The 21,367-nt window shown below is 62.4% G+C and carries 14 protein-coding genes and 1 pseudogene; 6 read left to right on the forward strand and 9 right to left on the reverse strand.

Going from position 1 to position 21,367, the window contains the following annotated elements; genetic code table 11:
- The first annotated feature begins 13 nt into the window (after positions 1-13).
- Positions 14-1,219, forward strand: a complete 1,206-nt coding sequence (locus OSH05_RS01685; RefSeq protein ID WP_104218532.1) for an energy transducer TonB — start codon at positions 14-16, stop codon at positions 1,217-1,219.
- A 62-nt stretch (positions 1,220-1,281) separates the two neighbouring features.
- Positions 1,282-1,788 carry a Crp/Fnr family transcriptional regulator gene (locus OSH05_RS01690; RefSeq protein WP_104218533.1) on the forward strand — a complete coding sequence of 169 codons (507 nt, stop codon included), beginning with the start codon at positions 1,282-1,284 and terminating at the stop codon, positions 1,786-1,788.
- Positions 1,789-1,842: 54 nt separating this feature from the next.
- Here the strand turns inward: OSH05_RS01690 and OSH05_RS01695 are convergent, their stop codons facing one another.
- The 7 genes from OSH05_RS01695 to xylB form a co-directional block, all read right to left on the reverse strand.
- Complete coding sequence (locus tag OSH05_RS01695; protein ID WP_104218534.1) at positions 1,843-2,229, reverse strand: DUF3307 domain-containing protein; 387 nt, start codon at positions 2,227-2,229, stop codon at positions 1,843-1,845.
- Between the two features lie 192 nt (positions 2,230-2,421).
- Positions 2,422-4,608, reverse strand: coding sequence for a CHASE2 domain-containing protein (locus OSH05_RS01700; RefSeq protein WP_104218535.1), 2,187 nt, complete (start codon positions 4,606-4,608; stop codon positions 2,422-2,424).
- Between the two features lie 96 nt (positions 4,609-4,704).
- Positions 4,705-5,484 carry an ATP-binding cassette domain-containing protein gene (locus OSH05_RS01705; protein WP_104218536.1) on the reverse strand — a complete coding sequence of 260 codons (780 nt, stop codon included), beginning with the start codon at positions 5,482-5,484 and terminating at the stop codon, positions 4,705-4,707.
- A complete protein-coding gene (locus OSH05_RS01710) occupies positions 5,481-6,599 on the reverse strand; it encodes an ABC transporter permease (protein ID WP_104218537.1) in 1,119 nt (372 codons plus the stop codon). Before OSH05_RS01710 ends, OSH05_RS01705 begins: the two co-directional genes overlap by 4 nt.
- 91 nt (positions 6,600-6,690) lie before the next feature.
- Positions 6,691-7,692 (reverse strand): sugar ABC transporter substrate-binding protein, encoded by a 1,002-nt coding sequence (locus tag OSH05_RS01715; RefSeq protein WP_104218538.1) that lies wholly within the window; start codon positions 7,690-7,692, stop codon positions 6,691-6,693.
- A 138-nt stretch (positions 7,693-7,830) separates the two neighbouring features.
- Complete coding sequence (locus OSH05_RS01720) at positions 7,831-9,081, reverse strand: ROK family transcriptional regulator (protein ID WP_104218539.1); 1,251 nt, start codon at positions 9,079-9,081, stop codon at positions 7,831-7,833.
- 627 nt (positions 9,082-9,708) lie between these two features.
- A complete protein-coding gene (gene xylB, locus OSH05_RS01725; protein WP_104218540.1) occupies positions 9,709-11,181 on the reverse strand; it encodes a xylulokinase in 1,473 nt (490 codons plus the stop codon).
- A gap of 478 nt (positions 11,182-11,659) precedes the next feature.
- On the opposite strand from xylB, the gene OSH05_RS01730 reads away from it, so the two are divergent.
- Positions 11,660-11,875, forward strand: coding sequence for a hypothetical protein (locus tag OSH05_RS01730; protein ID WP_104218541.1), 216 nt, complete (start codon positions 11,660-11,662; stop codon positions 11,873-11,875).
- Positions 11,876-11,993: 118 nt separating this feature from the next.
- On the opposite strand, the gene OSH05_RS01735 is transcribed toward OSH05_RS01730, so the two are convergent.
- Positions 11,994-13,031, reverse strand: coding sequence for a hypothetical protein (locus OSH05_RS01735; RefSeq protein ID WP_407660339.1), 1,038 nt, complete (start codon positions 13,029-13,031; stop codon positions 11,994-11,996).
- Positions 13,032-13,491: 460 nt separating this feature from the next.
- Here OSH05_RS01735 and OSH05_RS01740 point away from each other — a divergent pair, with 460 nt between their 5' ends.
- Both OSH05_RS01740 and OSH05_RS01745 read left to right on the forward strand, forming a co-directional pair.
- Positions 13,492-14,853 (forward strand): glutamine synthetase family protein, encoded by a 1,362-nt coding sequence (locus tag OSH05_RS01740; protein ID WP_104218543.1) that lies wholly within the window; start codon positions 13,492-13,494, stop codon positions 14,851-14,853.
- 58 nt (positions 14,854-14,911) lie between these two features.
- Positions 14,912-17,218: an EAL domain-containing protein gene (locus OSH05_RS01745; protein ID WP_104218544.1), complete on the forward strand. Its 2,307-nt coding sequence runs from the start codon at positions 14,912-14,914 to the stop codon at positions 17,216-17,218.
- A gap of 208 nt (positions 17,219-17,426) precedes the next feature.
- Here OSH05_RS01745 and OSH05_RS01750 read toward each other — a convergent pair.
- Positions 17,427-17,726, reverse strand: a pseudogene (locus tag OSH05_RS01750) (IS5 family transposase); the annotation flags it as partial.
- A gap of 898 nt (positions 17,727-18,624) precedes the next feature.
- Here OSH05_RS01750 and OSH05_RS01755 point away from each other — a divergent pair.
- Positions 18,625-21,294: a TIR domain-containing protein gene (locus OSH05_RS01755; RefSeq protein WP_104218546.1), complete on the forward strand. Its 2,670-nt coding sequence runs from the start codon at positions 18,625-18,627 to the stop codon at positions 21,292-21,294.
- Positions 21,295-21,367 lie beyond the last annotated feature (73 nt).

The following is a 21,367-nucleotide window of genomic DNA, read 5'->3' on the forward strand; positions in this document are numbered from 1 at the left end:
CCGGAGTTCCGTGATGCTGCGTCGGCGCTGGATCGTCGCGATCGGGTTGTCGTTCTTCGCCCATGCCGGATTGGTGCTGGCGCTGACACCGTCCGATGAGGCGGATATCGAGGCCGGCAGCGGCGCCGGCAGCCATGTCGTCGGATCGGTCGATGCCATTATCGGCATCGACATGCCAGTCGAAACGCCGAGCGAACCGGAACCGGCTGCAGCGCTCGAACCGATGGAGACCTCGGAGACACCGGCGGCCGAGGCGGAGCCGCCGCCGCACCAGATGGAAGTCGCCGCACTGCAGCCTGCCGAGGCGGCTCCTGCGCCGCGTTCCGACGTCACGCCGCTCGCCGCTACTGCCGAACCGACGGAGGCTTCCGCCGCGAATGCCCCCGAGGTCGCTGCGCAGCCCGACAGCGCCGAGACACATTCGTCCGAGCCGGCCGAGATCGCCGCTTCAACACCGCTTGAGGCAACAACGGCGCCTGCGATCGAGGCCGATCTCGCCGCGGCCCCAACCGTGGCGCGCGAGAGCGAACCTGTTGCCGCGCAAGCCTCCAGAGAAACGACGGAGGTGGCCGAGGTAAAGGCCTCCTCCACGAGTGAAACAGAGCTCCAGAACGCGGCGACCGCAACGCCGACCGCGACAGAAATTCAGACCGCCGAGACGGCGGCACTCGCGACCACGCCCGAAACGGCCGCGACGACGCCGGCCGAGACATTGACGGCGATCGAGCCGGCACCTCCCGCCCAACCCAAGGTGAAACCCGAGCCGAAGCCCGAGCGCAAGATCGCGAAGGCCAAGCCGGTGCCCGTGGAAAAGAAGGCCGAGAAACCCGCAGCCCCGCCGCGCGGCTCCAGCGAAACCTCCAGCCGCAAGGGCGCCGAAATCGCCGATGCCGATCGCGACAGCACCGATCCCGGGCTTGGCCGCAGCCGCGAGGCCGGCCGCGGCGCAGCGCTCGCCTCGGCCTATGCCGGGCGCGTTTCGGCCAAGCTGCGGCGAGCGCGCCGCTATCCCGATGGGACATCAGAGCGGGGTACCGCGCATGTGGCGTTCAGCATCGGGGCGGGGGGAACGGTAAGCGGTCTTCGCATCGTCGCCAGTTCCGGCGATGGCGCCCTTGACGGCGCAGCATTGGACGCCGTCCGGCGCGCCGCCCCCTTCCCTCCCCCGCCCAAGGCCGGATTTGCCATCCGGGTCGCTATCGAGTTCGTATCGCGCTGACCCCGCCTTGACGCGGCGCGGGTGGCACCCAACAATGCAGCCGCATCCGGGAGGCGCTCGTCATGGAAGTTCGCGAAACGCTTGGCAAGATTGCGCTTTTCGCGGAGGTTCTGCCGTCAGCCGAACTCGATCACCTCGCCGCCCGCTGCCATATCGTGGATTATGAAGCCGGTACGGTGATGATGAGCGAGGGCGAATTCGGCACCTTCATGGTCGCAATCCTCTCCGGCCAACTCGAGGTTTCCGTCGTCGGCACGCGCCATCCCACCCGCGAGGTCGCGGTTCTCGGGCCGGGTGAGATCGTCGGCGAGATGTCGCTCCTGACCGGTGACCGCCGCGCGGCGAGCGTAACGGCGCTGGAGCCGACGCGTGTCGTCGAGATCACGAAAGTGGCGCTGGAATCGGTTTTCGTGCGCTCGCCGGAACTGCTCGACCGGATGGACGAAGTTCTGGCCGCGCGACGGGCCGAACTCAGCCGCATCGCCGACGACGAGCACGCCCACCGCCTGCTCGGTGTTCGTACCGATGACATTGCGGGAGCCGTCCGGCGATTCTTCCGCGGCGGCTAAGGCTCCGGTTCGCCGGGAACGCGGAAGCTATGCGCCGCGCTGCAGCCAACGCCGTCAGCCCTGAAGCTGAACCAGGGCCAGCACCATCACGAGATAGGTGATCTGGTGCAGGAACTGGTCGGTTCCGAACGCCCACCAATAGGCCGCGTCACGCGTGGTCCAGCCGTAGAGGTTGCCGATGACGTTCTTCAGCCAGTCGATGTGATAGTGGACGATGAATTCGACCACCAGGATCACCGCCCCGGCCGTCAGGCTCACCGGATAGACAAGGAAAACCGGCAGCGTTCCGAGCATGTGGATGCCTGCATGAATGAGGCCGCCCGGATGGCCATAGGTGCCCTTGTTTTCGATCTGGTGGCTGGTTTGCAGGAAGAAATCACAGAGCAGGTGCTTCACCTGCAGGATCGCGAGGGCCGCTAGCACCGTCAGGGCTGGGGTCATCGAAGAGGCGGCTCCCTAGAGCGTTTCAAGCGAAACAAAAACCGATGCGCGCTGGCAAGGCGCCATGAAACAACGAGTTGGAGCTACTCTCCAATGCGGAGAAGGATGGAGAGGCTCTTCCGTCCAGCCCGCCATCATCCCTCAATTTGATTGAATGTAGGCAGAGTTGCGGACCTTCTAGTGTGACCTCGGTCACACATCAACTGTCGAAACGTGGGATTTTTTCCCCTTCGCAGCCTGCGAGCGAAGTTTCTCCCCGATCCGCTCGTAATAGGTACCGAACGGGACCGGCGCCTCCATAGCAGCCTGTTGGCGAGCCGCTTCCGTCAGATCGAGATCGCCAGAGCCAAGCGCATCGATGAAGCGCCGATGCCCTGTCAGCCAATTCGCCGGGCTCGCCTTTGGCGCCAGGGTGAAGAGGCGCGTCGCGATCGTCTTGCCGCGAACCTGGACGCGGTCGACCTCGATGATCTCGTCGCGGCCGGCCAGGCGGGCGGTCTGCTCGCCCATCAACAGGGTGAGCCCATATTCCTTGGTGAGCGATTCGAACCGGCTGGCGACGTTGACCTCGTCGCCGATGCAGGAATAGTCGAAGCGCGTGGCCGAGCCGAGATTGCCGACGCAACACTCGCCCGTATTGACCCCGACGCCGATCTTGACCAAGGGCATGCTGCGCCCAGCGGCCTCGGCCTCGCGCTGCCAGGCTTCGTTCAGCGGCGCCATCGCGGCAAGCATTTCCTCGGCAGCATTGATCGCGTGGCGCGCGTGGTCCGGATCGTCGAGCGGCGCGTTCCAGAACGCCATGATCGCGTCGCCCATATATTTGTCGATCGTGCCGCGATGCTTCAGGATGATCTCGGACAGCGGCGTCAGCAGGTTATTGATGAAGCGCGTCAGTTCATGCGCCGTCATACCCTCGGAGATGGTGGTGAAACCGCGGACATCGCAGAAGAGCAGCGTCAGGACACGCACCTCGCCGCCAAGTTCCAGTCGCGACGGATCGGCGATGATCTCGTCGACCACATCCGGCGAGACATAATATTGGAACGCCCGGCGTACGCCGGCCTTCGACCGCTCCGCCTCGCGATAGGTGTAGAGCGCGGTGCCGATGGTGAGCAGGATCAGGACCAGCGCCGGATAGAGCACGTCGAACAGCAGCCCGCCCGGATCGAAGGCGAAATAGCCGGCGGCGAGCAGCCCGCCGATCGTCGCGAAACCCAGCAGTGCGCCGTGAATGGCCGAGAGGCGCGGCGCAATCACAGCAAGGCCGATGCCCAGCAGGACCATGACCAGCAATTCGACGCCGCGGGCGAAGTCGGGGCGCGCGAAGGTCCTGCCTGAGAGAATGTGCTCGATCACCTGCGCGTGGATCTCGACGCCCGGCACGGCGACATCAATCGGCGTGGCGCGGAGATCGAGGAGCCCGGCGGCCGAGGTCCCGACAAGGACGATGCGCCCGTTGACGGCGTCAGGCGCCATGGTGCCGTCGAGGACGCTCATCGCCGGGATAAAGCTGCCCGGATCGGACGGGCGGAAGCGCAGCCAGACGGCGCCCTCCGAATCCGTCGGCACGATGATGGCGCCGATCTTGATGTGATTGAGCCCCGTCGAAGCGCCGAATGCCTCCTCGCCGCTCGCATTGGAGGCCTTAAGGATATAAGAGCCGGCGCCTTGTGCTACCCGCAGCGCTTCGGCGGCGAGCGAGGGCACATATTGGTTGCCGACCCGGAAGACCAGCGGGACGCGGCGGACGATCTGGTCGCGGTCCGGGATCCAGTTGATCGAGCCGACGCCCTGCGCCGCCTGCTCAAGCGTCGGCAGGTTGCGGACCGCGCCAGTGAAATCGGGCACGTAAGCGCGCGGATCATCGCCGGCCGTGGCAAAGCCGACACGAAGCTCCGGCGGATCGCCGCCGCCGCGCGAAAGCGAAATGCCGAGTACCGAAGGGGTCGAGGCGAGGACCCCAGCAAAGACATTGTCATTGCCCGCGGCCGGATCGACCATACCCGCGACGCGTGCCGCCTGTTCCGGCGGCAGGCGCTTCACCACCTCCTCGGGCGAGGTCTGGTCAGCTTCGGAGAACAGGATGTCGAAGGCGACGGCGGCGGCGCCGTTCGCGGTGAGGCGGCTCGCGAGCTCCGCCATCCGCGTCCGCGGCCAGGGCCATTGACCCAGCGCCTTCAGCGAAGCCTCGTCGATGTCGACGATCGCGACCGGCTTGTCGGCGAGCGGCGGCGCCGGGTCGAGACGCTGGTAGAGGTCGAAACCGAGATAGCGCAGCGCCTGGACCGCGAAGGGGTCCGACAGGCGCAACAATGTCGCCCCCGCGAGGAAGGCAGCGACGACAAGATAGTAAATCGGACGACCGGTGAGGCGCATCGACGACGGACTCGGAAGGACTTAGCGACGATAGCCGAGGCCGTCCGATTGCGCGATTGCAAAGAAGCGGAAGTCGCCCTCTCCTGAGCCCTCCCGTCAGGCTGCCTCATCCTCCGGCGGGGCCATGGCGCCGGTCATGATCGCCACCGCATCCGACATGGAATGCCGCTTCGGATCGATGATGGCGATGCGCTTGCCAAGGCGGTGGATGTGGATGCGATCGGCCACCTCGAACACATGCGGCATGTTGTGGCTGATGAGAACGATCGGCAAACCCCTCGACTTCAGCCGCAGCATCATCTCCAACACTTTGCGCGATTCCTTGACGCCGAGCGCCGCCGTCGGCTCGTCCATGATGACTACCCGGCTACCGAAGGCCGCGGCCCTTGCCACGGCGACGCCCTGGCGCTGGCCGCCCGAGAGCGTCTCGACCGGCTGGTTGATGTTCTGGATCGTCAGGAGACCGAGATCGGAAAGGTGCCGCCGTGCCTCGCGCTGCATGTAGCCGCTATCCAGCGTGCGGAAGATGCGGCCCATCCAGTCGTCGCGCCGCTTCTCGCGGCCGAGGAAGAGATTGTCCGCGATCGACAGCGCCGGCGAGACGGCCAGGTTCTGGTAGACGGTCTCGATGCCGCGATGGCGGGCCTCTATCGGGCTCTTGAACGAGACCGGCTGGCCGTTCAACCGGATCTCGCCGAAATCGGGGATCACGGCGCCGGTGAGCGCCTTGATCAGGGTTGACTTGCCGGCGCCATTGTCGCCGATGACGGCGAGGATCTCGTCCGGCAACAGGTCGAAATCAGCATTGTCGAGCGCCACGACGCGGCCATAGCGCTTGTTGAGGCCCCGGGCCTGGAGAACAGGTTCCACTTTCATGTCGACAGCTTCCTGATCCACTGGTCGATGGTGACGGCGACGATGATCAGCACGCCGACGGCGAAATCCTGCCAGAGCAGTTCGAGGCCGGAGAGCGCGAGGCCGTTGCGGAAGACGCCCACGATGAGCGCGCCGATCAGCGTGCCGATGATCGAGCCGCGCCCCCCGAACAGGCTGGTACCGCCGATCACGACGGCAGTGATCGAATCGAGGTTGGCGGTCTGGCCGGCCTGAGGGCTGACGCCGCCGATGCGGCCGATGAGGACCCAGGCGGCGATGGCGCAGATGAAGCCCGCGAAGGTGTAGACGCCGATCAGGGTCTTGGTCGTGCTGATGCCGGCGAGACGCGCGGCATCGGGATCGTCGCCCGTCGCATAGACGTGGCGGCCGAAGGCGGTCTTGTTGAGCACGTACCAGACGACCAGGGCGAGGACGAGCATCACCACCGAGCCATAGGTCAGCACCCAGCCCTTCAGGAAGGTCCAGTCGAGGCCCAGCGTCTTGGAGAAGAAGTCATAGGGCTTCACGATCGTGCCGGTCCATTGCAGGAACGGCGCATGGTCCTCGACATCCTGCTGGCGGATGGTCTCGCTCCTGGAATACCAGGTATTGAGCGCGCCGAAGATCGACCAGGTGCCGAGCGTTACGATGAAGGGCGGCAGGCGCAGCAGCGTCACGATCAGACCGTTGACCAGGCCGCAGGCCATGCCGGCGATGAGGCCGAGCGGGAAGGCGATCTCGACCGGCACGCCATAGGCGACGGCCGTGCGGCCCATCACCACCGAGCAGAGGATCATGATGGCGCCGACCGAAAGGTCGATGCCGGCGGTCAGGATCACCAGCGTCTGCGCGACGCCGAGGATCGCGATGATCGTCACCTGCTGGAGCACCAGCGAGAAATTGAACGGCGCGAAGAATTTGCCCGGTGCGGCGATCGAGAAAATCAGGACGCCGAGCAGCAGCACGAAGAAGGGAATGCTGGTGGGAAATCGGTGCAGGAAGCCCTGCAGCCGCCGGACGAGGCCGACATCGCTCTCGTCGAAACTGGCGACCGTTTGATCGGCGCCCTCCAATCCGCGCTCGGCCACGGCCGAACCCGACGAATTGTCACTCATGCGGCTATCCTCCCCGACGCCGTGGCGTGGGGGCGCGGCTGCGCCCCCACCGTTTAACGTTCAGCACCGCCGGCCTGCCGGCACGGCAGCATCAGCCCCAGCAGAGCTTCAGGCCCTCTTCGACGGAGATCGACGTCACGCCGTCCACGGGCTTCGAGGTGACAAGCTGGGCGCCGGTGTCGAGGAAGCCCATCTTCGGATCGATTTCCGGGATCTTGCCGGAATGGATCGCCTCAAGGGCCATCGCCGCCATCTTCAGCGGGTATTGCTGGCTGGTGGCGCCGATCACGCCGGCCTCGACGTTCTTGACGCCCGGGCAACCGCCATCGACCGACACGATCATGACGCTGCCGTCATCCTTGCCGACCGCCTTCAGCGCTTCCCACGCGCCGGCCGCGGCCGGTTCGTTGATCGTGTAGACGACGTTCACGTCCGGGCACTTCTGCAGCGCGTTCTCCATCGCCGTGCGGCCCTTCTCCTGGTCGCCCTGGGAGATTTCATGGTCGCAGATGCGCGCATCGGTCTCGTCGCCGATCTTGTTCGGGTCCATGACGTCGATGCCGAAGCCGGCCATGAAGCCCTGGTCGCGCAGGTAGTCGACGGTCGGCTGGTTGGTGGCGAGGTCGAGCAGAACGATCTTGGCGTCCTTGGCCTTGTCGCCCAGCGTGCCCTTGGCCCACTGGCCGATCAGCATGCCGGCCTTGCGGTTGTCGGTCGCAAACGTCGCCGTCGCGGCATCCATCGGATCGAGCGGCGTGTCGAGCACGATGACCATCAGGCCGGCGTCGCGCGCCTTCTTGATCGTCGGCACGATCGCCTTCGAGTCAGACGGGACGATCGCGAAGCCCTTGGCGCCGGCGGCGATGAGGTTCTCGATCGCGGCCACCTGGCCGTCATTGTCGCCGTCATACTTGCCGGCGGCGGTGATCAGCGTAATGCCGAGCTCCTTGGCCTTCGCCTGCGCGCCTTCTCGCATCTTGACGAAGAAGGGGTTGGTCTCGGTCTTGGTGATGAGGCCGATAGTCTCGTCGGCCAGCACCGGCACGGCCGACAACGCGACAATGGCGCCGGCGAGCAACAGTTTCTTCAGCATGTCGTTTCCTCCCTGGTCGATCTCCCTTAGGCATTCGCGAAGCGACCAGACCTCCGCGACGCACCCGGCTCCTCCCGGATCTCCCTGGCGACCACCCCTCCCCGGCGGCCGCCGCAATCAAACGCCATCCCGCCGGCCTCAGCCGGGGACGGTCTCGCGCAGACCCCGCTCGTCATTCGATCGCATCAGGATCGAGGCGCGGGGTGAGAAAGAATAGAACATCGGCAGACTCGCGGCGCCGATCGCGCCGGCATCGCGGCCGAACGAGCCATGCACCAGGCGCGGCGGGCGGCGCGCTTCCGGGGCGTGTGCCGCCAGCGACGCGGCGAGCCGGCCGATCAGCGCATCGACAAGGCCGGCATCGATGTCGGCGTCCAGCACCACGACCGGAACGTCGAGCAGCGCCATCGCCGTCCAGATGGCCGGCGTCAGGGCATCGACCGCATCGTCGAGCCATTCGCCGACGGCCGGGTGCTGCGCCACGAACGCCGCCTCGGCATCCAGTGGGGAGACGACCGGCACACCCGCCGCCAGCAGGTGCCGGGCGAGCGCATTCAGCGAGGCGCGGGTGATGAGCAATTCGCCGCCCTGGGGCGGCTTGGGCGCCGAGGCCAGCCGGCTGGGGCCGACTGGAATCACGGCGACGTCGCCGGCATTGCCATGGCTGCCACGCAGATAATCACCACCCGTGACCACGCCGCCGCCGATCGCGGGGCCGAGGAACAGATAGAGGAAATCGTCCATGCGCCGGCCGACGCCGTAGAACAGCTCCGCGATCGCGGCGGCGTTGCCATCATTCTCGCTGAACACCGGCAGGCCGGTCGCCTCCTGCAGCCAGGCACCGAAATCGACGTGATCCCAGAGACCGAACGTGTCCGGCGGCAAATCGAGCCGGCCGAGCCAGGAGCCGAGATTATAGGGCAGCGCCAGGCCGACACCCGCGAAGCGCTCGCGTGCCGGGCGATCGAGCAGTGAAAGCAATTCACGTATGTCGCGCTCGACCATGGCGAGCGCCTCTTCCGGCCGCGGCAGGACGATGTCATAGGCGCGCCGGGCGATCGGATGGCCGGCGAAATCGATCAGGATCGTCTCGATCGAGCGGCGGTCGAGACGGACGCCGATACCGTAAGCGCCCTTCGGGTTGAGGCGCAGCATGGTTGCCGGCTGGCCTCGGCCGCCATCATGGCGCTTGCCGACCGAAACGATCAGGCTCTGGTCCTCGAGCTTCTGGATGATCGCGCCTATGGCGGTGTTGGTCAGGTCGGCGGCGCGGGCAAGATCGGCCTTCGACGCCTCGCCCGCCCGGCGCAGCCGCTGCAGGACCAGGCGTTCATTGTAGCGGCGAAGCTGCGCGGAATTGCTACCGCGGCCGAGGCCGACGCTCTCCAAAGCTTCCTCCCCGAGGCGACTTCGAGGCCGCCATTAATTTATCTTGCTACAATTAATCGCCGGGTCGGGAGCCGAGTCAATGCCAATTCGTCGCCGCGTTGCGACAGAAAAGCCAAGCATTCTGCGGCATTGCGAAGAGCGAGCGCTGTCGTTCGGCGCTGCGACGGGTCGTGCCGAGGATCTCTCTCGCGTTGTCTAAGACTTTTCCAAAGGGTATTGGAGCGGCTATGTGTCTGCTTTCCAAGCTACGATTTCGAGCACAAGCTTAGTCGGCAACCTGCCTGCTGTCTGCGGAGGTAGATAATATGAAATCTAGTACTGCAAGAATATTGAGACGGTATCTGCAGGCAATAGCGTTGGTACTTTTGGTTATATCGTCATATATGACTGGAAGTATTATCGTTTTCTTCTCTATTTTTCCAGTATTTCTGATATATTTCACCGACGTTTGTGAGAATTGTGGGTATATGATATATTTCTCTCCGAGACGAAGTGTATCCAGTTGGATAAACCCATTCTACTATCCCAACAAATGCCCACGGTGCGGCAATCATCTCTAGCTAGGCGCACAATAGGCCTGCCCCTCCCCTCGGACCGAGGAAGGGCGATCCCGTCGCGACGGCCGGCTCAGCCCCGCGCAAACTCCTCGCGCAGCGAAGAATAGAGCCGGCGGAAGCGTTCGATCTTCGGCTGGTAGGCATCGTGCCGTGAACGGTTCGGCTCGAAGACGTGGCGGACCGGCGGCGCCGGGCAGGCCTCCGCGGCGCTGATGCCCTCGCTGGCCATGATGGCGAGGCGAGCGGCGCCGAAGGCCGGCCCCTTCTCGCCGCCTTGATGGACAACGATCTCGATGCCCAGCACATCGGCGAAGATCTGCATCCAGAACGGGCTGCGGGAACCGCCACCGATCGCGCCCATGCGGGTCGGCCGGGTTCCGGCCTCGGCGAGAACCGTCTGCGCGTCGGCGAAGGAAAAGGCGACGCCTTCGAGCACGGCGCGGATCAGGTCCGGCCGGCGCGTCGTTGGGTCGAGACCGAAGAAGACGCCACGCGCATAGGGATCGTTATGCGGCGTACGCTCGCCGGCGAGATAGGGCAGGAAGACAAGGCCGTCGCGACCCTGCGGTGCCGCCTCGACCTCGGCGAGGAGCTTGCCGATATCGGGCTCGCCGACCACACCTGCCGCCCAGGCGAGCGCGCTGGCGCCGTTCAGCATCGCCGCCATCTGGAACCAGCGGCCCGGCAGGGCATGGGCGAAGGTGTGGACGAAAGCGTCGGGATAGGGCCGGTAGGTCTCGTTGACGACGAAATATTGCCCGGAGGTACCGAGCGAGATGAAGGCGTCATTCTCGTCGATCGCGCCGATGCCGATGCCGCCGGCCGCAGCGTCTCCGGCGCCGCCTGCTACCACGACCCGGCCCGCAATTCCCCAGTGCCGGGCGATTTCCGGCCGCAACACCCCTGCCGCGTCGGACCCCTCCACCAGACGCGGCATGACCGCCATCGACAGTCCGGTCGCTTCCACAATCGCCTCGGACCAGCGCCGGGCCCCTTCGTCGAGCCAGAGCGAACCGGCAGCATCCGACATCTCGGAGACGTGGTCGCCGGTCAGGCGGAAGCGGACATAGTCCTTGGGCAGCAGCACATGAGCGACGCCCGCAAAGACTTCCGGCTCATGGTGCGCGACCCAGAGCAGCTTCGGGGCGGTGAAGCCGGGCATGGCCGGGACACCAGCGATGCGGCCAAGGCCCGGCACGAGGCGTTCGAGTTCGGCGCATTCCGCGTGGCTGCGGCCGTCATTCCACAGAATCGCCGGCCGCAGGACCTTGTCCGCCTCATCCATGAGCACGGCGCCATGCATCTGCCCAGATAGACCGATGCCGGCGATCGCGGCGAAGGCGACTGGCGCGGCGGCGCGCAGGCGATGGACAGCGCGCTCGGTGGCATCCCACCAATCGACCGGATCCTGCTCCGACCAGAGGGGCTTCGGCCTCGAAATCGGTAACGGCTCCTCCGCCTCGGCAAGAATGGCCTGCGCCGAATCAATGAGCAGCGCCTTCACCGCCGACGTCCCGACGTCGATACCCAAATAGCTCGCCATATATTCCTCCCGTTCCGCGTTGCGCAGACAAGGCCGAGCCCTGGCGCCTGTCAACGGCAGGCTAGCGGCGCGCGCCCAGAAAGCCGGCAAAGCTTGAAAAAATCGCTCCAATTGCCTGTCAAAAAACGGAAATGCTTGGCTGGTAAGCGAGGGCCGTACGGGAGCAGAATCGGGACGTTGCGAGGGGCGTCCGGCTTAACCGCCGCGGCCCCGGCAAAGCCGAGGACGTCTGTCGAACAAGAGACAGGAGGCGCCTTTGAATGCCGATTGTCTCCAACGGGAGTGCCTTCGATGCCCAAGACCTTCCAACGCCGCCATCGGCGCCGTGAAACCGCAGCGATGCGCTGCTGTCGTCGGAACCCACTCTGAACGAACGCATTGGTTCACGTTGCGACACGCAAGACGTGAAATTTGATCGAGCTGTTTCTGACGCGGCCCGAGGCTTGCATAGCTTGGGTTGGCGCAAAGGGGTTTTTCGATGTTCGACAATTACATCATCGAGATCGACGACAAGGCCGCCGGCATTCTGGTCCGGACGGGCCGTTCATTTGCCTTCCACGCCCTGGAGCGGACCTTCGCGGTCCTTGAGGGCGCACTCTTCACCGACGCGGTCGCCGCCGAGCGCGCCGCCCGCAAGGTTCGCCGCAAGAGCGGATCGTCGGGGCTGACCGTGGCGTTCGAAAACGTCGCGTAAGACCCAAATGAAAAGCGGCAACGAAATTGCGTTGCCGCCTGACACCTCGCTAATTCTCTTCGTCCAAGAACGTCGCACAGGACGGGTGATACGCCCGACCTGTGCGAATTTGCGTGAGCTATGCTACCCGGGCGGTGGCAATGACCGGCGCGTCGTCGTCGCGCTGGCGGCCGCCAAAGGCAGCGGCGACGCCCGAAATGAACGCACCAACCAACAGCGCAGCAACCGTGAGCAGCGCCGTGGTCAGGGCGACTTTGCGCGCCGCGTCAGCGGCTTCCTTCGCCTTCTGTTTCGCCGCCTCGATCTGAGCGAGACCGTCATCGATCCGCTTGGTTGCGTCGGCGGGGCTGATGCCGGTCCGGCTCGCGATCAGGCTGGCGAGATATTCCTTGTCGGCTGCCGGCACTTCGCCATTGGCGAGACCGTTCACGAGGATGCGCGTCGCCTCGCCCCGCGCCTCAGCGTCACCCGCGGCCGAAGTAGCCGAAGGGGTTGCCGGTCGGAACATCGTGTCGACCAGGTAGCCCGTGGGATCGGTCAGGCTGGACGACTGCACTGCACCTTGCGTCGCGCCCTGCGCGGCCCCGGCGACGATCGCCGCGCCACTCTGCGCGCCCTGTGAAACGATGCCCGCGAGGGTGGACGAGAACGCCGCTGCGACGATCAACGTCGCGAAGCACCAGGTGATGAAGCCATGCGCCGTATCGCGAAAGAAGACCTCATCGCCGTTGAGGTTGGTCCATTTGGTCCTGAGGCGACCTGTAATGTAACCGCCAAACGCCGAAGCCACCCACTGCGTCGCCACAAACCAGATCACCGCCGAGACGGCGAATGTCGTGGCGGCCGCGCCGGCGCCCGACCATGGAGAGACTGCCGCTAGCCCCAAGCCGGAGCCAAGCAGCAGCATGACAAGCGACACCGCAGCCGCCACGACGGCACCGGCGATGATGGCGCCCCAGGAAACGGCCGAACGTGGCGATTCGGGTGTACCGACCGTCGATGTCTCAATCATTGCCATTGCCGACCCCCTCAACGGAAGAAGATTGCGAGAAGGATGATGATCGGGATCGGAACACCGAGCAGCCAGAGAAGTATACCACGGCCCATAGTTGCCTCCTGTTAGATTGATTACCGTCACAAACGATTGCAGGCGCATGGAAGTTCCATGCGGAGGCCAGAACGCTGTATTTTTTGGGGTCGCGCGTTGGCTGGGCTGTCAGTCCGGATTGGAGTCAGTCGGCTTGGGCCGAAGCCTCAACGCCGGGCGCCTTGCCACCCGGCAGAGCGCTTCATCTTCTGCGCCGGGGCGGGCTAAATAGGACACCGGGCTCCGACGGGAACGGTCGTGCCCGCAGGAGGCTGGAAAATTCGGAGGCCGAGGTCGCACCTGTTGAAGATATCCGTCTTGGCTATGGTGACGCCCCAAGGACACCCCGAACGACGCCCGCTTCGCGCGCAACGGAGAGATCGAGCGCGCCGCTCAATCGCAGGATTCTCTTGACGCCATTCCACAACATGATGCTCGTCTCCCCGGCAACGAGAGAGGACGACGTGACGAAGCTGACCCAGATGCTGGCCGAGGCCTTTGACGAACTGATAGGCGCAGGAGACGGCTCATGACCGCGCGCGATGCCGCCGAGGCCGAGGCGTTCCTCGCCGCTCATCCCGAGATCCGGCAGATCGAGGCGTTCCTGACCGATCCTTCCGGCGTTCAGCGCGGCAAGATCCTGCGGCCGGAGGAGTTGGCCGGCGCTTATCGCCACGGCCGGCCCCTGCCCTGCTCCATCCTGTCGCTCGATATCACGGGCGCCGATGTCGAAGAGACAGGCCTCGTCTGGGACGAAGGCGATTCCGACCGCGATTGCCGCCCGGTGCCGGGGACCCTCACGCTGGCGCCCTGGCTCGATACGCCGACGGCACAACTGGTGCTTACCTCCTATGAGAAGGACGGCACGCCTACCGATGCCGATCCGCGCCATGCTGTCGCCCGCATCAAGGCGGCATTGGAGGCGGCGGGCCTTTTCCCGGTCGTCGCCATCGAGCTTGAATTCTATCTTGTCGACCGCGAGGCGATGCTGGCTGGTCGTCCAAGGCCGCCCTCCGGCAAGACCGGCTTCCGCCAATCGCAGCTCCAAGCGTATCTCCTGCAGGATCTCGAGGATTTCTCACCCTTTCTTGACGAGGTCTATCGCGGCGCCGAGGTGATGGGCCTGCCGGCGCGCACGCTGATTTCCGAATATGCGCCGGGCCAATTCGAGATCGTGCTCGGCCACCAGACCGATGCACTTAGGGCCGCCGACGACGCCGTGCTGTTCAAGCGGCTCGTCAAGGGCGTCGCCGAGCGGCACGGCTATGTCGCGACCTTCATGGCGAAACCCTATGCGGCCTGGTCGGGTAGCGGCATGCATGTCCATGCGAGCCTCGCCGATTCCGCCGGCAGCAACCTGTTCGCTGGCGAGGGCGAGGCGAACTCTCTGCTGAAATTCGCCATTGGCGGCTTGCTGGCGACGATGGGCGAGAGCATCGCCATGTTTGCCCCGAACGCCAATTCCTACCGACGCTTCCGCCGCAATTCCTATGCGCCGGTCGGCCCGGCCTGGGGGATCGACAACCGGTCCGTCCCGGTCCGTGTGACCGCCGGCCCTCCGGCGAGCCGGCATCTCGAACAGAGGGTCGCCGGTGCCGACGCCAATCCCTACATCGCTCTTGCCACCGTCCTGGCGGGAATGCTGGAAGGCATTGAAAAACAATTGGATCCCGGCGCGCCGATCATCGGCAACGGCTATGAGCAGATCGAGCCGAGCCTGCCGGCAAGCTGGCCCGATGCACTCGCCGCGGCTGGCGCCTCCGACTTCCTGCCCCGCCGCCTCGGCGAGCGTTTCGTGGAAGTTTACCTCGCCATCAAGCGCGCCGAATCCGAGCGCTTCTTCGCCGAAATCCCGGACCTCGACTATTCGCTCTATCTCCGCCTTGCATGAAGCATGATTTAACCTAGCGCGCGCAATCTCTCCCAAAGCGGAGCAAGAGGTAGATTTCGTGGCAAGCTTCGTCGAGGAAATCCGCGAAGATATTGAACACGCAACGCAATATTGCGACGTGCGCGATCTCTTGTCGGCATGGAGCTCGAAGGCCGGTGACGGACCGGTCGAACTGCAGCCTCTGTTTGAAGCTTTTCGACGCATCGAGGATCGGCTTATGGTCCTGCTCCGGCAGGAGGATGACTTCGTCTATCAACGCCTCGGCCGCTCCGTCGTCACGCTGATCGGCCGCGACCTGACCGGGCTGACCCTTCGCAGCATCGACAATCCGGGCGTCAAGCTGTTCCGCGAACGCTATCGTCGGATCGCCGCCGGGCAAACGCCATCCTTCTGCGTGATGCACGGTGTCGGACCCAGCGCCATCGGCGAGAATGAGAGGCTGATCCTTCCGGTACATTCCGAGGGCCGGCCTGGGCTTCTCGTGTATCTTCGCGGACGCGAAACGGAGAGCGAAATCCTCCGCTCCGTCTTTCACGCCAGCTCGGATTCGATTTCCGTGATCGAGGCCGTCCGGAATGACGATGGCACGATCATCGATTTCCGCGTTGTGGCCGTCAACGCCGAGACGGCCCGCCGGCTGGACATGGTGCCCGACAGCCTGATCGGCCATGGCCTTTTGGAAATCTGGCCGATGACCGCCGGAAACGGTATGCTCCAGCGCTTCTCGAAGGCGGTCGACGAACAGAGCGCGGCCATTTTTGAAAGCCGGTATATGAGCCAGGGCAAGGAGGTCGAACGAGAGTTGCGGCTTGCCCCCTTCGGTGAATGCCTGACCGTCACCAATGTCGACATCGCGCCAGCACGCGCCGCCTCGCGATCGCTGGAGGCGCAGCGCAACGAACTCGTGACCGCGAACGCGCTGCTCGAGCGGCGCGCCCTTGCTTCGAAGGCCAGTCATGATGCGCTTCAGCAAACGACGCGCGAATTGCGCGAGGAGATCCGACGCAACAAAGTTCTCGAACTCGAACTGATCCATCTCGCCCGCCATGACAGCCTGACGGGACTGCCCAATCGGAGCTATTTCGAGCACCGCTTTGACGAAGCCCTGAAGTCGGCCGGCGAGACAGGACAGCCGCTGGCGCTCTGCGTCATCGACATCGACCTTTTCAAGGAAATCAACGATCGATTCGGTCATGCCGCTGGAGACAGCGTGCTCAGGGAGGTGTCGCAACGCTTGTCGGCCGCCTTGGGTCCTGCGGATTTCGTTGGCAGAACGGGCGGCGATGAATTCGCCGCCATTCTCGCCGGCCGGGAGGATGATGCGTCGATCAGCACCGCCGTGCAGAGACTGCTCCGGGCCGGAATGGCATCCTTCGCTCTCGATCGCCAGGATGTGCCGCTCAGCATCTCGGTAGGCGTCGCTATCTATCCGACGGACGTGACGAGCGCGCGTGAACTGATGGCCGCCGCCGATATGGCCGTCTATCGCGCCAAGCAGGACGGTCGCGGGCGTCCGGTCTTCTTCGAGCCCCAGCTTCGGTTCGAGGCCGAACGTCTCTATCGTCTTATCGGGCGCCTTTCCAAGGCTATCGAGCTTGGCGAAATCCACCCCTATTACCAACCGCTTCTGGATCTTCGAACCGGGCAGATCATCGGCTTCGAGGCGCTGGCACGCTGGCATCACCCGGAAATGGGCCTGATCTCGCCCGCCCGCTTCTCCGAGGCGCTGGACGTTCCCGATGTAGCCGAGGCGCTGACTCGGCGGATGATCGATGCCGTCACGGAGGATCTGGTGAGCTGGGATGGTCAAGCCGTCCCGACCCATGTCAGCGTCAACGTGACAGGCTTCGACCTCCGACAGCCCGGCTTCGCGGCGGCGCTCAACCAGAAGCTTGCGGCGAAGGGGCTTTCGAGCCGCCAGCTTGCCATCGAGGTAACGGAAACGACCGTGCTGTCTCGCGATGCCGATCGGATCAGCGAGACGCTCGCTGAGCTTCAGCGCCTTGGCTTCGGGGTGGCGCTCGACGATTTCGGAACCGGCTTCGCATCGCTCAGCCATCTCCTGAAGCTGCCCGTGGGAAGCATCAAGATCGATCGCTCCTTCGTGTCCGGCATCGAGACCAGCCAGAGAACCGCCGCGGTGGTGCGCTCGCTCGTCTCCCTCGCCGCCGCCCTTGATCTCGACATCGTCGCGGAAGGCGTTGAGACGCGCGAACAGCTCGATCTGCTTCGCGGCCTCGGATGCCATCTGGTCCAGGGCTATCTAATCGCCGAGCCCATGCCGGCCGGCGACGTCCCCAGCTTCACCAGGAGCTTTGCGCTTTCGCCACCAGGCCGACGCCGTCTCGCCAGGACAGCTCCGTAGAGGGTTCCCGATGACGGGGCGCCGAGCCGGGGCCAAAACAGCGATATCTTTGGTCTGGCTGGGGCGGGAGGAGCCCGAGCGGCCGCTATATAGCTCATATGTTTCAGTATTTTACGTCTCAGTTCCCACGACATTTTAGTACAGAATATTAGTACATCCAACGAGACCAATCTAGCTCGCTGCCCGATACGAGCACCGCGCGCTCTTTCCGCTGGGCGCGAACGGGGGTGCTGTCGATCATCTGGATGTTGCCATGGTGCACGGCGGTGATGGCATCCATCAGCCGGCTCCACACGCCCGCCTTTCGCCATCGCACGAAACGGTTGTAGCAGGTGGCGCGAGGGCCATAGCGCTCGGGCAGGTCACGCCACGGCGCACCGGATCGCAGGACCCAGAAAATGCCGTTCAACACACAGCGATCATCCACCCGCGGCACGCCTCTGGGCTTGTTGGGCAGAAGCGGCTCGATCACGCGCCACTCGAAGTCGGTCAGATCATATCGGCTCATGCCAACGCTGAATCAGATGATCGCCACGAGGGAGAGCCCCCCGCTCAGAAACCGTATGCCCGGGGGTTGGCAAGCACGGTATCGGCGGTCACGTGAGGGTCCGTAACCTCCACCTGCTCCAGCAATGCGATCATCGCAGCCCGATCCCGCCGCCTGACCGCAACATCCCATTGATCGAGGATACCAACGTGAGATAGCCGCTCGTTGACGGTCATACCTGCCAAGCTCGGCTCGTCCTGCTGATCCATAAACGAAGATTGGCACAGCGGCGCTCCAGCGCCAACGGTTTATGGGTTCACGTCCTAATACGCGCGAGCGCCGAAACCAATCGGCACGACATTGGCATTGAAGGCAGCCGTCTGTAATTTCCTTCGGAAGCCGACGTACGGCACCGCTAGTCAGGTTGTTCCCATGCTCGTGGGCGAGTCCTCGTGTTAGATGCTTCGGCTTTGTCGAGGGTACAACACGTATGCCTTGCTACGCTGATCTGTTGGGCATTTTCAACCAACTTGACGTCGGGACATTCGGCCTCGGCGCCGGGATACACCGAATATGAGGATATCCTCCTATCGCGCGATAGGCTGTCCTCACTGGCTCACCTCAGACTCACCGCTCGCGAGTCGACGGCAGCACGAGCCGCTCGCCGATATTGCCTGGAAAGATGGACCTCCTCTCAGGTTGAACGCCTGCTCAACTGCTGCGGTCGCGTATAGAGAGAAGGCCTGAATTCTGCTCGGTGTCGTCCCACCTCCGCCAATCGGTAGGACCAGTGCGTGAGAGGCAGTCCGTTGCGGAATCCAACGCCGGCTCTGCATTCAGTGAAGCTACCGGACACCGATCAGTTGCAAGCAGTTCGCCGCTACACTAACCTCCGTAGCAACATCATGGAGATGCCTCTATGCGGCCGCCTTCAGTATTTATTTCCTACTCGCATGCAGACGAATGGTTAAAGTCCGAGCTGATCACTCACCTGTCCGCACTGAAACGCAACGGCGCTATAGAGGTCTGGCACGACCGACTCATTCCTCCTGGGAATTTATTAGCCGATGATATCGACGAAAAAGTTAACACATCCGATATATTTCTCTTCCTTGTCAGCCCCGCTTTCATAGAATCCGACTACTGCTTTCACAAGGAGTACGAAACAGCGAAGACTCGGCAAGAACTTGGCGAGGCAGTTATCGTTCCAATTATCGTAAGAGAAGGTGACTGGGATGTAGGAGGTCTTCGGAACTACAATGCTCTGCCGCCAGACGCTATAGCTGTAGCAAAGGACGCGTTGGACCGCACCCAACCTCAACAGCGTGATGGAAAGTGGGCCGCTGTGGTCGACGGCCTCAAATTGGTTCTCCAAGCTCTAAAAAAAAAGCGAACGCCTCCAAGCCTCCCGCAGGACTATATTGACCGTCTTTTTATTGTTGACTTCATTCGTCATCCATCTCTCGCCGAATTTGACGAGCGTCGGATATTTGTAGATCCTGATATTTACTATGAGAACCGTAAGGAACAACTCACAAGCTTTGAAGCATTTGCGGAATCCATAAAGCTGCAACCTGTCTCCATAATTACAGGCGGTGACCGTTCGGGGAAATCACTACTAGCAAAGAAATTGCAGTTCTTTCTTGACAGCTGCGAAGAACCTACCGCCTATATACGTGGCCGCTCAATCAAGAACGCGGATATTGTCGGTATCGCTGAACGCGCAATTCGATCGCAATACGGTGATACACCATATGATAGACGTTCTTTCTCGATTGTTATAGATGACTTCGATGAGTGCACGCTGGCGGACAACATTAAAGAGCGCATGATCGCGCTATTATCTGAAACATACGGTAGAATTATACTTTTTTCTTATACAAGCGCGCCGTCTGTTCTTTTTGCTGCAGACGGACTGCCCGACCCTCACGTCTTCAATATTAATCAATTGGCTCGCGACAAGGTATATCGCATCGTATTTAAGTGGAAAGAAATAGGTCTTTCTTCAGGATTAGTTCCTGATGATCGACACTTTTTAGAAACACTGGAAAAAATAAATCTCATATTTGACCAATCTGAGATTGAATGCTCTGCCTACTCGACCGTAACGTTTCTTGAGCTTCTCGACAACGCGGTCGGTGGCGATATTGCGATTTCGTCGTTCGCTTCCTGCTACGAAGCTTTGATTACCGCACGCCTTCAAACTGCGCGCGTTGATTGGCATAATTTTGACGAAGCCAAGAACTTCTTGGCCTACCTCGCTTTTCAGTCATTTGCTACCGTTGAATCCAGAGATGTTTCATCCGAGATGTTCGAGTCGGCACTGGATTTATTCGAACAGCGCTATCTTTCATCAAGGGCCGCACTGAGCCGGATGGCACTGGGATCCTTTCTTACGAAAGACGAGGACGGCGGCTATTTTTTCCGCGAAGAGTATCTATGGTATTTTCTATGCGCCCGTCACGTTGCCAAAGACCTATCGGTCGATGACCGGACATCATATGAGAGATTTGTTAAAACGTGTTCGATGAACATATTCCAGAAGAAGTACGCAAACATTGCTATATTTATCGCATACTTCTCATCCGACAACCTTGTTCTGAGCTGCTTGACCGACACACTTAAGGGACTATTCTCTAAGGCGGAAGCGTGGGAACTTTCGGACGGAATTCGGGAGATAATGCTCGGTATCGGCCCCGGCACTGGCCTATATATCACTGCATCCAATGACGTAGATCGAAATCGTCTTGCGATTCTTCGCGAGAAGATAAACGACATAGTGGGTGACGCGATGAAAGTCGTGGCACGATATACGCTTCCATTTCTTCACTCTAGTATCGCCGATTCCGAATTCGTAGAAGCAATTAGTAGCGACGAGATCGACGGGGATTCGTACATGCGCAGTGTGAATGCGCTACTGCGAACGCACTCTGTCCTTGGTCAAATATTGTCGACGCGTGCTGGAACATTCGGCGCTGATGTTCTTCTAGATTGTATAACAAACATGGTGCACGCTAGCGGAAGGTATGCGTCACTGAATCACGCCATAGCAACCGTCCTCATGCATGAGGACGATGAGACCACTCATGCTGAGGTTCAGCGTGCAATTTCTGGTGACTTGTCCCCACAAGAAAAACTCAAGAAGGTTCAGCGGATATTCGCTTTCTGGTCTGTGTACCTATCTCAAGCTGGCTTGGCGCGGTATCTCAGCAACGCTCACGCGATCCGAGCATTAGAGACATTGCGCGACCGCAATGAAATCGAGAGTCGCCTCCATCGCGATCTTCCATTTAACTATACCAGTGTTCTCATAATTGCGAGATTGTACCATACAGGAAAAATAAGCAGGACTGACATTGAGGATTGCTTAGAGCGTTATGGCCCTCACAGCGCAGTCTTACAATTGCTGAAGGTCGCGATCCATATCTATACGTACTATATGCCCCTTGAGACTGAGGAAAAGCAGTGGCTGGCCGCTAAGCTCTCGCTCCCGGTGCAGAAGCTTGAGGCGCAGCGGTTTCGCCGTTCTGCCATTGGTAGGGACATAATTCGTAAGACGCGGATACTTCCAAATCCAAAAAGGGATTAGGTCCTCCGCGTCAAGACTGCGCGTGACCCCAGAGGTCATAGGCACCGCCCCGGAATCCCTCAGAGAAGAGAGG

Source organism: Kaistia algarum (genome assembly GCF_026343945.1).
Classification (GTDB): domain Bacteria; phylum Pseudomonadota; class Alphaproteobacteria; order Rhizobiales; family Kaistiaceae; genus Kaistia; species Kaistia algarum.